The organism is Janthinobacterium sp. YR213 (assembly GCF_900099875.1).
GTDB lineage: Bacteria > Pseudomonadota > Gammaproteobacteria > Burkholderiales > Burkholderiaceae_D > Janthinobacterium > Janthinobacterium lividum.
Genome location: NZ_FNDA01000006.1, coordinates 162065 through 175639, shown reverse-complemented (window position 1 = coordinate 175639; position 13575 = coordinate 162065). Strand labels below are relative to the sequence as shown.

The 13575-nt window shown below is 63.4% G+C and carries 13 protein-coding genes; 9 read left to right on the top strand and 4 right to left on the bottom strand.

Translation table 11 applies throughout. The features are described from left to right. Window positions 1-12: 12 nt before the first annotated feature. Both moaA and BLT98_RS24520 read right to left on the bottom strand, forming a co-directional pair. Window positions 13-1083 carry a GTP 3',8-cyclase MoaA gene (moaA, locus tag BLT98_RS24525; RefSeq protein WP_244517697.1) on the bottom strand — a complete coding sequence of 357 codons (1071 nt, stop codon included), beginning with the start codon at window positions 1081-1083 and terminating at the stop codon, window positions 13-15. Between the two features lie 114 nt (window positions 1084-1197). Continuing rightward, window positions 1198-1473 carry a helix-turn-helix domain-containing protein gene (locus BLT98_RS24520; protein ID WP_092612406.1) on the bottom strand — a complete coding sequence of 92 codons (276 nt, stop codon included), beginning with the start codon at window positions 1471-1473 and terminating at the stop codon, window positions 1198-1200. A 166-nt stretch (window positions 1474-1639) separates the two neighbouring features. Here BLT98_RS24520 and BLT98_RS24515 point away from each other — a divergent pair, with 166 nt between their 5' ends. The 7 genes from BLT98_RS24515 (at window position 1640) to BLT98_RS24485 (ending at window position 10853) form a co-directional block, all read left to right on the top strand. Continuing rightward, a complete protein-coding gene (locus tag BLT98_RS24515; RefSeq protein WP_092612403.1) occupies window positions 1640-3952 on the top strand; it encodes an FdhF/YdeP family oxidoreductase in 2313 nt (770 codons plus the stop codon). 13 nt (window positions 3953-3965) lie between these two features. Then, entirely contained in the window at window positions 3966-5345 is a 1380-nt protein-coding gene (locus BLT98_RS24510; RefSeq protein ID WP_092612400.1) for a cytochrome ubiquinol oxidase subunit I, read from the top strand. A gap of 30 nt (window positions 5346-5375) precedes the next feature. Beyond that, a complete protein-coding gene (locus BLT98_RS24505) occupies window positions 5376-6356 on the top strand; it encodes a cytochrome d ubiquinol oxidase subunit II (RefSeq protein ID WP_092612397.1) in 981 nt (326 codons plus the stop codon). 27 nt (window positions 6357-6383) lie between these two features. Next, window positions 6384-7304: a bestrophin family protein gene (locus BLT98_RS24500; RefSeq protein WP_092612394.1), complete on the top strand. Its 921-nt coding sequence runs from the start codon at window positions 6384-6386 to the stop codon at window positions 7302-7304. A 72-nt stretch (window positions 7305-7376) separates the two neighbouring features. Next, the gene (gene fdhD / locus BLT98_RS24495) at window positions 7377-8171 is read left to right on the top strand and encodes a formate dehydrogenase accessory sulfurtransferase FdhD (RefSeq protein ID WP_244517695.1); all 795 of its coding nucleotides are present in this window, start codon (window positions 7377-7379) and stop codon (window positions 8169-8171) included. A 155-nt stretch (window positions 8172-8326) separates the two neighbouring features. Beyond that, window positions 8327-9826, top strand: a complete 1500-nt coding sequence (locus tag BLT98_RS24490; protein ID WP_244517679.1) for a metal-dependent hydrolase family protein — start codon at window positions 8327-8329, stop codon at window positions 9824-9826. Between the two features lie 46 nt (window positions 9827-9872). After that, window positions 9873-10853 carry a ribonuclease Z gene (locus BLT98_RS24485; protein WP_092612388.1) on the top strand — a complete coding sequence of 327 codons (981 nt, stop codon included), beginning with the start codon at window positions 9873-9875 and terminating at the stop codon, window positions 10851-10853. Here the strand turns inward: BLT98_RS24485 and BLT98_RS24480 are convergent. Next, a complete protein-coding gene (locus tag BLT98_RS24480) occupies window positions 10840-11496 on the bottom strand; it encodes a tetratricopeptide repeat protein (RefSeq protein ID WP_170846485.1) in 657 nt (218 codons plus the stop codon). The two genes, BLT98_RS24485 and BLT98_RS24480, sit on opposite strands and share 14 nt — an antisense overlap. Here BLT98_RS24480 and BLT98_RS24475 point away from each other — a divergent pair. After that, entirely contained in the window at window positions 11459-12319 is an 861-nt protein-coding gene (locus BLT98_RS24475) for an XAC2610-related protein (RefSeq protein ID WP_170846484.1), read from the top strand. The two genes, BLT98_RS24480 and BLT98_RS24475, sit on opposite strands and share 38 nt — an antisense overlap. 49 nt (window positions 12320-12368) lie before the next feature. Beyond that, window positions 12369-12839 carry a GNAT family N-acetyltransferase gene (locus BLT98_RS24470; RefSeq protein WP_092612379.1) on the top strand — a complete coding sequence of 157 codons (471 nt, stop codon included), beginning with the start codon at window positions 12369-12371 and terminating at the stop codon, window positions 12837-12839. On the opposite strand, the gene BLT98_RS24465 is transcribed toward BLT98_RS24470, so the two are convergent. Next, window positions 12836-13444: a TetR/AcrR family transcriptional regulator gene (locus tag BLT98_RS24465; protein ID WP_348272747.1), complete on the bottom strand. Its 609-nt coding sequence runs from the start codon at window positions 13442-13444 to the stop codon at window positions 12836-12838. The two genes, BLT98_RS24470 and BLT98_RS24465, sit on opposite strands and share 4 nt — an antisense overlap. Between the last annotated feature and the right edge of the window lie 131 nt (window positions 13445-13575).

The window sequence follows — 13575 nt, the reverse complement described above, 5'->3', positions numbered from 1 at the left end:
CACGCAGTCCCGTCACCCGCCCACCAGCGACATGCGCACGGTGGGATACTGCTTGCGCCCGCCAACCTGGGCCAGCGCGCCGCGCACTTCCGAGTAGCGGTCGCCACGTCGCTGCCAGTGCTGGCGCAGCAGGGCTTCCAGTCCTTTCACCGAGTCAAGCCGGGGCCGCAGGTCGAGGCCGTCGTGGGCAAACAGGCAGGTAAACAGTTTGCCGTCCGACGACACGCGCACGCGGCTGCAGTCGCCGCAGAACGGCTGCGACACGCTGGAAATGAAACCCACTTCGCCGCCGCCATCAAGGTAGCGGTAGCGGCTGGCCGTTTCGTGCAGGACAGGCTTGCCTTCGCCCAGCGGCACGAGGGGGAATGCGGCAGCGATCAGCGCGCGCGCCGCCTCGGACGTGACGACGTGCGTGCGCGACCAGGCGCCGATGCCGCCCACGTCCATGAATTCGATCAGGCGCAGGATCACCCCCGTGTGGCGGAAGTGGCGCGCCAGCGGGACGATCTGGCTATCGTTGACGCCTTTCTGCACGACCATGTTGACCTTCACGGGAGTCAAGCCCACGGCTTGCGCCACCTCGATACCGTGCAGCACTTTCTCGACAGGAAAATCGACGCCATTCATGCGCTGGAAAATACCGTTGTCAAGACTGTCGAGGCTGACGGTGACCCGCTCCAGGCCCGCATCCTTCAGCGAACGCGCCTTGGCCGCCAGCAAGCTGCCATTCGTCGTCAGCGCGATGCTCACGGCGCGCCCGTCCGGCGTGGTGAGACGCGCCAGCATTTCGATCAGCCGTTCGAGGTTCTTGCGCAGCAGCGGCTCGCCGCCAGTGATGCGGATCTTGTCGACACCGAGGCGCACGAAGGCGCGCGCCATGGTTTCGATCTGCTCGAAGGACAGGCGCTCGCTGGAGGGAAGAAACGGGTAATCGCTGGGGTACAGTTCGGCCGGCATGCAATAGGTGCAGCGGAAATTGCACTGGTCGATGACGGAAATGCGCAAGTCCGTCAGGGGGCGGCCCAGCATGTCCACGCATGGCTCACTATAGTCTGGCTGCCGGAGCGCTGGCTGCGGATACATGATGGTATTCATTGTGCTTCCCCTTGATGTGCATTCGTCTGTGTCCAGCATAGGACGAATGGGAGCAGGCAAAGAGGTACAGTCCGGCGCCAGCCGATAGAGTACAGACGCGATCTATTCCGCTGGCGGTGCAGTAAAGACGCTGGCGCACAGTTCCTCGCCCGCCGCGCTGAGTAGCGCGCTGCCGCCGCCGCTCTCCGCCGTGGCGACCACCACCAGTCCCGCGCTGGACAGCGCATTGAGCTGGCGCAGCAAAGTGCTCATCTGTACTCCCGCCCGCTTGGCCAGCTTGGCCAGCGACCATGGTTTCACCGGCGCCTCCTGGCGCGCTTGCCACAGCAGCGCCAGCAGCGCGATCAGCGCCGCATCGATTCCTTCTTCCTTTTGCATGTTTTTTCTCCTTGTCCACATCATAGATCACGGCCGGCGCCGGCGCGACCGGCATCGTCATCTTGCCATCTGTACTCTGTTTTTTTGTCCGGAACTGTGCGCCTACGGGGCAGTCCGCCGCCCCTACCATGTGATTGTCCCATCGCACATCACCAGGAGAGTCATCATGAGCAAGCCAAAGTCCGACGCGCGCATCGCGCCCTACACCCATGCCGCGGCCGGTTGGGGGGCCCTCAAGTATGTGGCCATCAATCTGTTCAAGGAAAAAGTCAGCGCAGGCAATTACCGCTCCCTGTTCGAGCAAAACCAGCCCGACGGTTTCGACTGTCCCGGCTGCGCCTGGCCCGACCGCGAACACGCGTCGACGTTTGAATTCTGCGAAAACGGCGTCAAGGCCGTGGCCGCCGAATCGACGAGCAAGCGCGTGCGCCCGGAATTTTTCGAAGAGCACACGGTCACCGAACTGATGGAGCAGTCGGACTATGATCTGGAGCAACATGGCCGCTTGACGGACCCCATGGTGTACGACGCCGCCAGCGACAAATACCAGGCCATTTCCTGGGACGACGCCTTCGCCCTCGTGGCGCACCACCTGCACGCGCTGGACGACCCGAACCAGGCCGCCTTCTATACGTCTGGCCGCGCCAGCAACGAAGCGGCCTTTTTGTATCAACTGTTCGTGCGCGCCTACGGCACCAATAACTTCCCCGATTGCTCCAACCTGTGCCACGAAGCCACCAGCCGCGGCTTGCCGGAAACGGTCGGCATCGGCAAGGGCACGGTGCTGCTGGACGACTTCGAGCATGCGGACACCCTGCTGCTGTTCGGCCAGAATCCCGCCACCAACCACCCGCGCATGCTGGGCGAATTGCGCGAAGCGTCGCGCCGCGGCGCCACCATCGTTTCCATCAACCCATTGCACGAACGGGGCCTGGAGCGCTTCACCAGCCCGCAGCATCCACTGGAAATGCTGACGGGCGGCAGCACGAACATCTGTTCGCTGTTCATCTGCCCGACATTGGGCGGCGACTTCGCGCTGATCAAGGCCATGGCCAAGCGCGTCGTCGAGCTCGATGACGAGGCCATCGCCCACGGCCAGGAGCGCGTGCTCGACTGCGATTTCATCGCCGAACACACGACGGGCTTCGACGCCTTCGCCGCCGACCTGCGCGCCGAAAGCTGGGACTTGCTGATTGCCGAATCGGGCGTGGCGCGCGACAAGATCGAAGAGCTCACGCAAATCTATGTGAAGGGCAAGGCCGTCATCGCCACCTGGGGCATGGGCGTGACGCAGCACAAGAATTCGCTGGCCACCGTGCAAATCCTGTCGAACTTGATGATGATGCGCGGCAATATCGGCAAACGGGGCGCGGGCCTGTGCCCCGTGCGCGGCCACTCGAACGTGCAGGGCGACCGCACCATGGGCATCGAGGAACAGCCGACCAAGGAATTCCTCGACCGCCTGGGCCTGGTCTTCAACTTCGAGCCGCCGCGCCACCACGGCTACGATGCCGTCGGCACCATCGCAGCGATGCTGGAGAAAAAGGTCAAAGTGTTTGTCGCGCTCGGCGGCAATTTCTCGATGGCCACGCCGGACACGCCGCGCACGTGGGATGCGCTGCGTTCGTGCGACCTGACCGTGCATATCGCCACCAAGCTCAACCGCAGCCATCTGGTGCACGGCAAGGATGCGCTGATCCTGCCCACCCTGGGACGCACGGAGATCGACGTGCAGGCGGGCGTGGCGCAAGGCGTGACGGTGGAAGACTCGATGAGCATGGTGCATATCTCGTTCGGCATGAACCAGCCCGCCTCACCCAATCTGCGCTCGGAAATCGCCATCGTGGCCGGCATGGCGCAAGCGACCCTCGGCAGCGAAAAGATCGACTGGCTGCGCTATGCCGGTAACTATGCGCTGCTGCGCGATTCCATCGAGCAAGTGTTCGACGACTTTTTCGACTACAACTTGCGCGTGGCCAAACCGGGCGGCTTCCATCTGGAAATTGCCTCGCGCGAACGCGTGTGGAAGACGCAAAGCGGCAAGGCGCAATTCCTCGTCAACGCCATCGAACTCGATACGCCGATCCACCGTGCGCGCCAGCAATATGGCGAGCGCCTGATGGTGCTGATGACCACGCGTTCGCACGACCAATACAACACGACCATCTACGCCATGGACGACCGCTACCGTGGCGTGTTCGGCCAGCGCCGGGTCGTCTTCATCAACAAGGACGACCTGGCCATGCTAGGCTTTGCGGCCGGCGACTGGGTCGACCTGATCGGCGTGTGGGATGACGGCATAGCCCGCCGCGCCGACCGTTTCCTGCTGGTCGAGTACGACATCCCGCGCGGCTGCATCGGCGCCTACTACCCGGAAACCAATCCGCTGGTGCCGCTCGACAGCGTGGGCGAAGGCTCGCGCACACCGACCTTCAAATCCATTCCCGTGCTGCTGTCGCCTTCGGCCGCAGTCAGCTGAACAGGAGAACGCCATGTTCGGTTTCGATACCCTGGACCTGTCGCGCGCGCAATTTGCGATGACGGCCATCTTCCACATCCTGTGGCCCATCTTGACGATCAGCCTGTCGCTGTTCCTGTTTGTTGTCGAGGCGCTGTGGCTGCGCACCAGCGACCCAGTCTACTACCGCCACGCGCGCTTCTGGAGCAAGCTGCTGGTACTGAACTTTGCCGTCGGCGTCGTCAGCGGGATTCCCCTGGAATTCCAGTTCGGCACCAACTGGGCGCCGTTTTCGCACCATTCCGGCCAGTTCATCGGCAACATCCTCGGCTTCGAGGGCGCCATGGCCTTCATGCTGGAAGCGGGCTTCATCGGCATCATGATGTTCGGCTGGGGCCGCGTACCGAAGGGCGTGCACCTGTTTGCCACCGGCATGGTGGCGCTCGGGTCCAGCATATCCTCGTTCTGGATCATGGTCGCCAATTCCTGGATGCAGACGCCGGCCGGCGTGCGCGTGGCGGACGGCAAGATCATCGTCACCGATTACGTGGCCGCCATCTTCAATCCCGACATGGCCTGGGCCGTGGGCCACATGTGGGTGGCCGCCGTGGAAACGGGCTTGTTCGTCATCGCCGGCATTTCCGCCTGGTATATGTTCAAGCGCCGCGAACCGGCCTTCTTCGCCCGCTCGTTCAAGCTGGCGCTGATGTTGCTGCTGATCATCGCACCCTTGCAAGTGTGGCTCGGCGATTCGAGCGGTGTCGACGTCTTCAAGACCCAGCCAGCCAAGGGCGCGGCCATCGAAGGCCACTGGCACACGAATCCCGATGGCGAAGGGGCGGCCTGGTCCCTGCTGGCCTGGCCCAACCAGGCGGAGCAAAAGAATGACTGGTCCATCGAAGTGCCCGGCATGCTGAGCGTGATTGCCACGCATAGCGCCACGGGCAAGATCACGGGCCTGGCCGACATCGCCCGCGAAGACCAGCCGCCCATGCTGCCGCTGCTGTACTACGCCTTCCGCGCCATGGCCGGCATCGGCATGTGGTTCGTGCTGCTGTCGTTCTGGACCTTCGTGGCCTGGCGCAAGGTGGGCGGGCGCGTGGAAGAGTTCGTGCGCAAGCGCACACTGCTGCTGGCCTGGGTGCTGACGATACCGCTGCCGTATATCGCCGTCGAGTGCGGCTGGATCGTGCGCGAAGTGGGACGCCAGCCGTGGGTCGTGTATGGCCTGCTGCGTACGCGCGACGCCGTCTCCGACGTGGCGGCCCACGCCGTGGCCGGCAGCATGCTGATGTTCTTCGTGTTTTACATCGTGCTGTTCGTCACCTTCTTTGTGTTTGCCAAGAAATGGCTGCAACAAGGCCCGGACGTGGCGCTGCCGCTGCCGGGCGCCGCCCATGCCGCGGGGTATTGAAATGCGCCGCTATCTGACGAGGAGTGTGTAATGGATATGAATTCGCATGCCATGCTGGGCAATGCCTGGTTCGGCTTGATCGGCCTGATGCTGATCTTTTACGTGGTCACGGACGGCTTCGACCTGGGCGTGGGCATCCTCAGCCTGTTCACCCGCCGCGAACAGGAACGCAACCTGATCTTTCAATCGATCGCCCATGTGTGGGACGCCAACGAAACCTGGCTGGTGGTGGTGGGCGGCGCCCTGTTCGGCGCCTTTCCCAGCGCCTATGCCACCTTGCTGGAACAGCTGTACATTCCCATCATGCTGCTGATCGCCAGCCTGATCATGCGCGGCGCCTCGATCGAGTTCCGCCATGCGGCCGGCAACAAGCGCCTGTGGGATGTGATCTTCGGCGTGGGCAGCCTGCTGGCCGCCGTGGCGCAAGGCGTGGTGCTGGGCGAGGTCATCACGGGCTTGCAGCCGGGCTGGCTGAGCGGTATTTTCACGGCCTGCACGGCGCTGGGCGTGGTGGCCGGTTATTGCCTCCTGGGCAGCACTTATCTGATCAAGAAGACGGGCGGCCAGCTGGAAGCGGCGGCGCGCCGCTATGCCACGGCCAGCGTGCTGGCGACGGTCGCGGCCGCCATCGTGCTGTCGGCCGGCACCATGGTCTTCAGCGCCATCGGCCACGACCGCTGGGCGCAGCCGGGCGTGTTCGGCGTGCTGCTGGCCCTGGCCGCCATCGCCGCCAGCGCCTTCATCTACATACTGTGGGCCGTGCATGTGAACGGCGTGCGCGGACCGTTCCGCGGTGCCATCGTGCTGTTCCTGGCCTCGTTCGCGGGCCTGGCCATCAGCTTTTTCCCCGACCTCGTGCCGGGCAAGCTGAGCATCTCGGCGGCCGCATCCGATGAGCCGACCCTGATCTTCATGCTGATCGGCATGGGTTCCATGCTGCCGATCATGATCGGCTACAACCTGTTCCAATACTACGTCTTCGAGGGCAAAGTCGTGCCCCGGAAACATTAACCGGCATCACGGCATGCGCATTCCATCATGATTATCCGCCCCACCACCAACTGGTTTCGCATGCTGTTCGTCTGGGATGGCTCGGTGCTGCAAGCCATCATCCCGCAATTGCTGCTGATGCTGGTCGTCAGTTCGCTGGCCTTGCTGACGGATGGCCGTATCTTCGGCGTCAAGATTCCGCTCGATACGGCGCCGTTTCCCATGGTCGGCATCAGTCTGGCGATCTTTCTCGGCTTTCGCAACAACGCCAGCTATGCGCGCTTTGTCGAGGCGCGGCATATCTGGGGGCAATTACTGATCGCCGCGCGGGCCCTGGCTTCGCAGGCGATCACGTATCTGCCACGGGAAACGAGCGGCCTGGACCATGAGTTGCTGATGAACCGGCTGATCGCCTTCGTCTACGCGCTCAAGCACCAGTTGCGCCAGACGGACCCGCAGGAAGACCTGGCGCGCTACCTGCCGGCCGAAGAAGTGCAGCGCTTGCAGGGCATCGCCTTCAAGCCCGTCGCCGTGCTGCACACGGTGCGGGCGATGCTGCACGACGCCGTGCAACGTCAGCCGGGCCAGACGCAGCTGCTGTGGATGCTAGACACCCAGCTCAACGACCTGGCCGCCACCGTGGCCGGTTGCGAGCGCATCAAGAACACGCCAATTCCATATCCATACGGCGTGCTGGTGCACCGCACCGTCTACATGTACTGTTTTTTACTGCCGCTGGGTCTGGTGGACGCCATCGGCGTGGCCACGCCCCTCATTTCCGTCTTTGTCGCCTACACCCTGTTTGCGCTGGAAGCCATCGCGCAGCAGATCGCCGAACCGTTCGGCCTGGCGCCCAACTGCCTGGCCCTGAACGCCATGACGCGGGAAACGGAACGCTCGCTGCTGGAATTGCATGGCGACCCGCTGCCACCGTCGATACGGCCCTGCCCGCGCTATCAGATCAATTAACCGGAGGAAAAAATCATGGAATGCGATATCGGCATCACCACCATCGAACGCGACGGTTACCTGGACGTCCCCATGGTGCGCCACCAGGGGGGCGTGGCCACGGCGGGCCGCGACATGGTGGCCGAGGAGTATCCCGTGGCCCTCGTCTACAACGGCATCGCCCACGCGGTAATGATGGCCACGCCGCGCGACCTCGAGGAATTCGCCGTCGGCTTTACCTTGACCGAAGGCATCGTCGGCAGCGTGCGCGACATCTACGACCTCGATGTGTGTTGCGGCGAGGATAGCGCGGAAGTGCGGCTGACCATCGCGCAGCCGGAGTTGATCAAGCTCAAGGCCCGCCGCCGCGCGCTGACAGGGCGCACCGGTTGCGGCGTGTGCGGCATCGAAAGCCTGGCCCTGCTGGACCTGGTGCCGGAAAAGATCACGCGTCCCCTGCCGCCGCTGGTCGCCAGCAGCGCCATCCTCGGCCGCGCCGCGCGCGAACTGCTGCCGTACCAGGAGCTGATGCACAAGACGGGCGGCGTGCACGCGGCCGCCTGGTGCACGGCCGAAGGTGCCATCGTGAAAGTGTTCGAGGATGTGGGCCGGCATAACGGCCTGGACAAGCTGATCGGCTACCTGGCCCTGCACCGCATCGCCATGCACGACGGCTTCGTCTTCCTGTCCAGCCGCGCCAGCTATGAACTGGTGCGCAAGTCGGCGCGCATGCATATCGGACTCGTCGCCACCATCTCGGCGCCCACCTCGCTGGCCATCCGCATCGCGCGCCAGGCCGGCATGCAGCTGGCCAGCTTTTGCCGCCGCGACGGCTTTGTCGATTACACGGCCGGCGACGGGGAAGATGGCGGCCAGCATGCACCTTAGCATGTACCTTTAACGGCAGATGCTGCATTCTTTGCTGTAAAGCAAGTGCACGCTTGACTTGCCGACGCTGCGGGCTTTCAATGGGAATAGTTTCCTATTATTAACTTTGCCTGCGGCCACTCTCCTGGCGCGGCAACGATGAAAGGATGGCGTCGATGGCCCAGGCACAAGAGCAGCATCTGATGGATACATGGCAAACGGGCGGCTTGAAGCCGCGCGCCTGCGACTGCGGCGGCACCGTCTTTACCATCTTGCACCAGCGGGTGATGGCCGACATGCGGCGCCGGCAATTTCTCGGCGGCGCGGCCGCCATGCTGGCACCCTTCGTCGGCCTCGGCCTGTCCACCGGCAACGCCATCGCCCAGCAGCCGCAAACGCCCCAGCGCCCCCTGCTGCTGACCAATCTGCGCCTGTTCGACGGCACGGGCAAGGCGCCCCGCTCCGGCATCCACGTGCTGGTGACGGGCCCGACCATTACCGCCCTGCTGCCGGCCGGCGAGAAGGTGGACGGCGCGCAAGTGATCGATTGCCAGGGCAAGCTGGTGATGCCGGGCCTGATCGACGCCCACTGGCACACCATGCTCGCCGCCATCAACCAGGTGACGGCCATGACGTCCGACGTCGGCTATCTGTACCTGGTGGCGGCGCAGGAAGCGCAGCGCACCCTGCTGCGGGGCTTTACATCCGTGCGCGATCCTGGCGGCCCCGCCTTTGCATTGAAACGCGCCATCGATGAAGGCATCGTCGACGGTCCGCGCATCTTTCCATCGGGTGCCATGATTTCGCAAACCTCGGGCCATGGCGACTTCCGTTTGCGCTCGGACATCCCGCGCGCTGCCAATGCGCCGCTGGGCATGGCGGAAACGGCGGGCATGGCCATGATCGCCGATGGCGAGGCGGAAGTGCTGCGCCGCGTGCGCGAACAATTGATGCTAGGCGCGACGCAAATCAAGATGATGGCGGGCGGCGGCGTTGCTTCGATGTACGACCCGCTCGACAGCACGCAATATTCGGAACGCGAACTGCGCGCCGGCGTGGAAGCGGCCGCCGACTGGGGCACGTATGTGATGACCCACGTCTACACGCCGAAAGGCATACAGCGGGCCATCCGCGCAGGCGTGCGCAGCATCGAGCATGGCCAGCTGGCCGACGACGACTCCGTGCGCATGATGCGCGACACGGGCACATGGTGGAGCCTGCAGCCTTTCCTGCAAGACGCGGATGCGAATGTCTACCCCGATGCGGCGCGCAAGGCCAGCCAGGCCATTGTCTCGGAGGGCACGGTGAAGGCGTATGCGCTGGCGCAAAAGTACGGCATCAGGACGGGCTGGGGCACGGACGTCCTGTTCAACGCGAAAAACACGCCCACCCAGGGCCGCCAGCTGGCGAAACTCACGCGCTTTTACGACCCGTTGACCCTGCTGGCGCAGGCGACGGGGCAAAATGGCGAACTGCTGGCCCTGTCCGGCCAGCGCTCGCCCTACCCGGGCACTTTGGGCCGCCTGGCCGCGGGCGCGCTGGCCGACTTGCTGGTGGCCGATGGCGACCCCGCGAAGAATCTCGATTTTCTCGCCCGGCCGGAAGAAAGCCTGCTGCTGATCATGAAGAACGGCCGCATCTACAAGGACAAATTGAGCGCGCCATTGGCAGGCTGAAGACTGGCGCGTTGGCAACGGCGGTGGCTTGCCGCATAATGCGCCCATGTTCAAATTGACTTTTCTCGGCACGTCTTCCGGCGTGCCCACGCGCCACCGCAACGTCACGTCGCTGGCCCTGCAAACGACGCACAACCGCGACTGGTGGATGATCGATTGCGGCGAAGCCACGCAGCACCGGCTGCAGCGCCTGCCCCTGTCCGTGCACGACCTGGTGGGCATCTGCATCACCCACGTACATGGCGACCACAGCTACGGGCTGCCGGGCTTGCTGGCCAGCGCCTCGATGACGGGGCGCAAGAAGCCCCTGCTGCTGATCGCCCCGGCCGCCATCAAGGCCTGGATCGACGCGACACTGCTGCACACGGAACTGTTCCTGACGTATCCGCTGATCCACATCGACGTGGACAGCGCGCCAGTGGTGTACGAGGAAGCGGGCTTGACCGTCTCGCGCCATGCGCTGTCGCACCGCGCCCCGAGCGTCGGCTATCGTTTCGCACTGGAAACGAGCCGATGGAAGCTGGACAAGGCAGCCCTGCAGGCAGCGGGCGTGCCGTCCGGTCCCGCCTGGGGACTCTTGCAGGCGGGCCAGGATACGGTCCTGGACGACGGCACGGTATTGAACGCCGCCACTTTCCGCCAGGTGGAAACGCAGCGCGCCACGGTGGTGATCGGCGGCGACAACGACACGCCAGCGTTGCTGGCGGAGGCTTGCGCGGATGCGCAATTGCTCGTGCATGAAGCCACCTACACGGAAGCGATGCTGCAGAAAGTGGGGCCCGGCCCCACGCACAGTTCCGTGCAGCGCGTGGCGCAGTTTGCCGAAGCGGTGCGCCTGCAGAACCTGATCCTCACCCACTTCAGCGCCCGCTACCACAATGCGGACGGCATGGCCGAGCTGGAAGCGGAAGCCCGGCTGCATTATTCGGGCGAACTGTTCCTGGCGCGCGATTTCGACAGCTATGAACTCGACGCGGCGGGTGCGCTCAGCAAGCAGCCGGGGAAATCGTCGTTCAGTGGGGATTGACGCCATACTGCGCCGCATACTCGGCGGCCAGCGCGCGCGCCGCCAGTTGCTGTGACGGCGTGAGGATTTCCAGCAACTGGTCGCGGTTCTTGATCGATTGCACGCTGCCTGCCTCGGCCGGCATGGCGATCCACGCATACGCCTGCACGTAGTCGAGCTCCACGCCCTGCCCTTGCGCGTACAGCAAGCCATATTCATTCTGCGCCGACAGGGAACCGGCTTCGGCCGCCTGCTTGTACCAGAACGCCGCTTCGGCAAAGTCTTGCGGTACGCCATCGCCCTTGCGGTAAGCCTGCGCCAGGTTGAATTGCGACTGGCCATCGCCCGCCTCGGCCGCCTGGCGGCCATACGCGAGCGATTGCGCCATGTCTTGCGCGACGCCATCGCCGCTCGCATACATCAGGGCCAGATTGGCCAGCGATGGCGGAAAACCCGCCTGCGCGGCCGCCGTAAACAATTCCACCGCTTTCGGCAAATCTTGCGTCACGCCATGGCCCTGGTAATACAGGCTGGCCAATAAATGCTGGCCGGCCGGATCGCCGGTGCGCGCGGCCGCATCGAATTGCTTGAATGCCTCGGCATGATGGCCGTCGTTATAAGCGAGGATGCCCGCTTCATTCAAAGATTCGGGAGAGGATGTCATAAGAATTCCTTGTTCATGGATTTTTGGCATTGTACACAGCACCGTTCCGCGCAGAATACACGATAGGGAATGGTGTGGCGCACTGCCCAAATCCTGCAGTATGATCACTCTCCGCCTGATGCAATCGGGGCATTTGCCCCAACGCCCGTCCACGAATATCGCCATGAAACTGATTGCTCTGCTTTTATCCCTGATTTCCACCTCGGTTTATGCTGGCACCTTGCATCTGGATAAAGCAGTGACAGGCAAAGTGTGGCAAGCGGCCGATATCCGTTATGCGAATCACGATGAAAAACAGACGTACCGGCTGAAAATCGGAAAGCAGTGGATCAATGGCAGTTGCAGCAGCAGCGGCACGGGCAATTTGCACGCGCTGCTGCTGGACATGGATTTTGACGGCCATGCCGACCTGTGGGTCACGGGCTACACGGATAGCCAGGGGCGCATCCGCTGTTCCGATGTGTGGCTGTGGGATGCGCCAGCGAAGCAATACCGTTTCAACAAGCCATTATCAGCCATTCCAAATCTGGATATCGGCATGAACGATCAAAGAATCGAAGGCGGCATCCCCAATTGCGGCTGCGCGGCGCAATGCTTTTATGAAGACAGCTATGCGTGGCGGGCCAGCAAATTAATCGCCACCGCGCGGCGCGAACAGGATTGCGAGCGCTATCGGGAATATCGCTTGAATGACAAAAACGACTTGATCATCGTCAAGGATGAAATCATCGATAGCAGCAACCCGGGCCAGCAGGCCATCGAGAATACAAAAGTAGTTGACTGGCAGCGTCACGCGAAAATCATGCGCAAACCCTGGGAATGATTTTTATCCTGCCCTGCCCGCCATTCATCCCACACCATCGAGCAAATACATGACGACACACCCAACATCGATTACGTTCCATCCCGCCAAGGCGGAAAACACCCCCGCCTTCATCGACTTGCGCGGCAAGACGCGGCAAAATGCCATTCCCGCGGAACGCCTGGCGGAAGTGGGCATCACGGCCGACTCCTGGGCCGAAATGATGCGCTCGGGCAGCCTGCCTGGCCAGGTCTGCCATCACGACGGCCAGCTGGTCGGCTACTGCTTTGGCGAGCGCGACACGGGCGCAATCATCGTCCTGGCCCTGCTGCCGGAATTCGAAGGCTTAGGTATCGGCAAGACCTTGCTGGAATTGGTGATGACGGAACTGCGCGCGCAAGGCCACCAACGGCTGTTCCTCGGCTGCTCCAACGACCCCGCCTCGCGCTCCTACGGTTTTTACCGCTACCTGGGCTGGACCGCGACGGGCGAGACGGACAAGTATGGCGACGATGTGCTGGAGTTCCGCTTTACGGCCTAGGCTGCCAAGCGGTTGGCATCCCACACGCGCATGATTTGCGTGATGGCAGAGTCAAACACGGCGTAGCCTACGCCATCGCGGGCCTGGATAGCCACGCCCGACAGAAAGCTGTCGAAGACGGACGCCAGCGCCACGGCATCCATATCGCCAGGCAAGTCGCCGCTGGCCATGCCCCGCTCGACGCAGCGCACGAAGCCGGCGCGCGTGCGGGCGCGCGATTGCGTGAGGGGCGCGGCCACGGCCGCGTGTTCGGTCGTCGGCGCGCTCATGCAGCCGAGCGCCACCATGCAGCCGGGCGGATGTCCCGGCTCGGACTGCATGCTGGCCGACTGGCGCAAGGCCAGCTCGATGGCCGCGCGCGGCGCCAGACTATCATCCCACAGGCACTCCGTCACGCGGGCAAACGTGTCCAGATAGCATTGCGCCGCTTCGCGGAACAGCGCTTCCTTCGAGCCGAACGCCGCATAAAAACTGGGCGCGGAAATGCCGCCGCCCAGGCTCGCCTTGAGCTGGCTCAAGGACGTTGATTCATACCCCTGCTGCCAGAATAAAAACATGGCCTGCTCGACCGCTGCCTGCCGGTCGAACGTGCGCGGCCGTCCCATTTGCGCCATCCTTCGCTCCTCCTCATTTACTTACATACTACTCGATACAGAAGTCATTGACAACGCGGCACGTCATCGCCTATATTTATACCGATCGATACATATGTACCGCAACGACGGTCAGGGGCGCT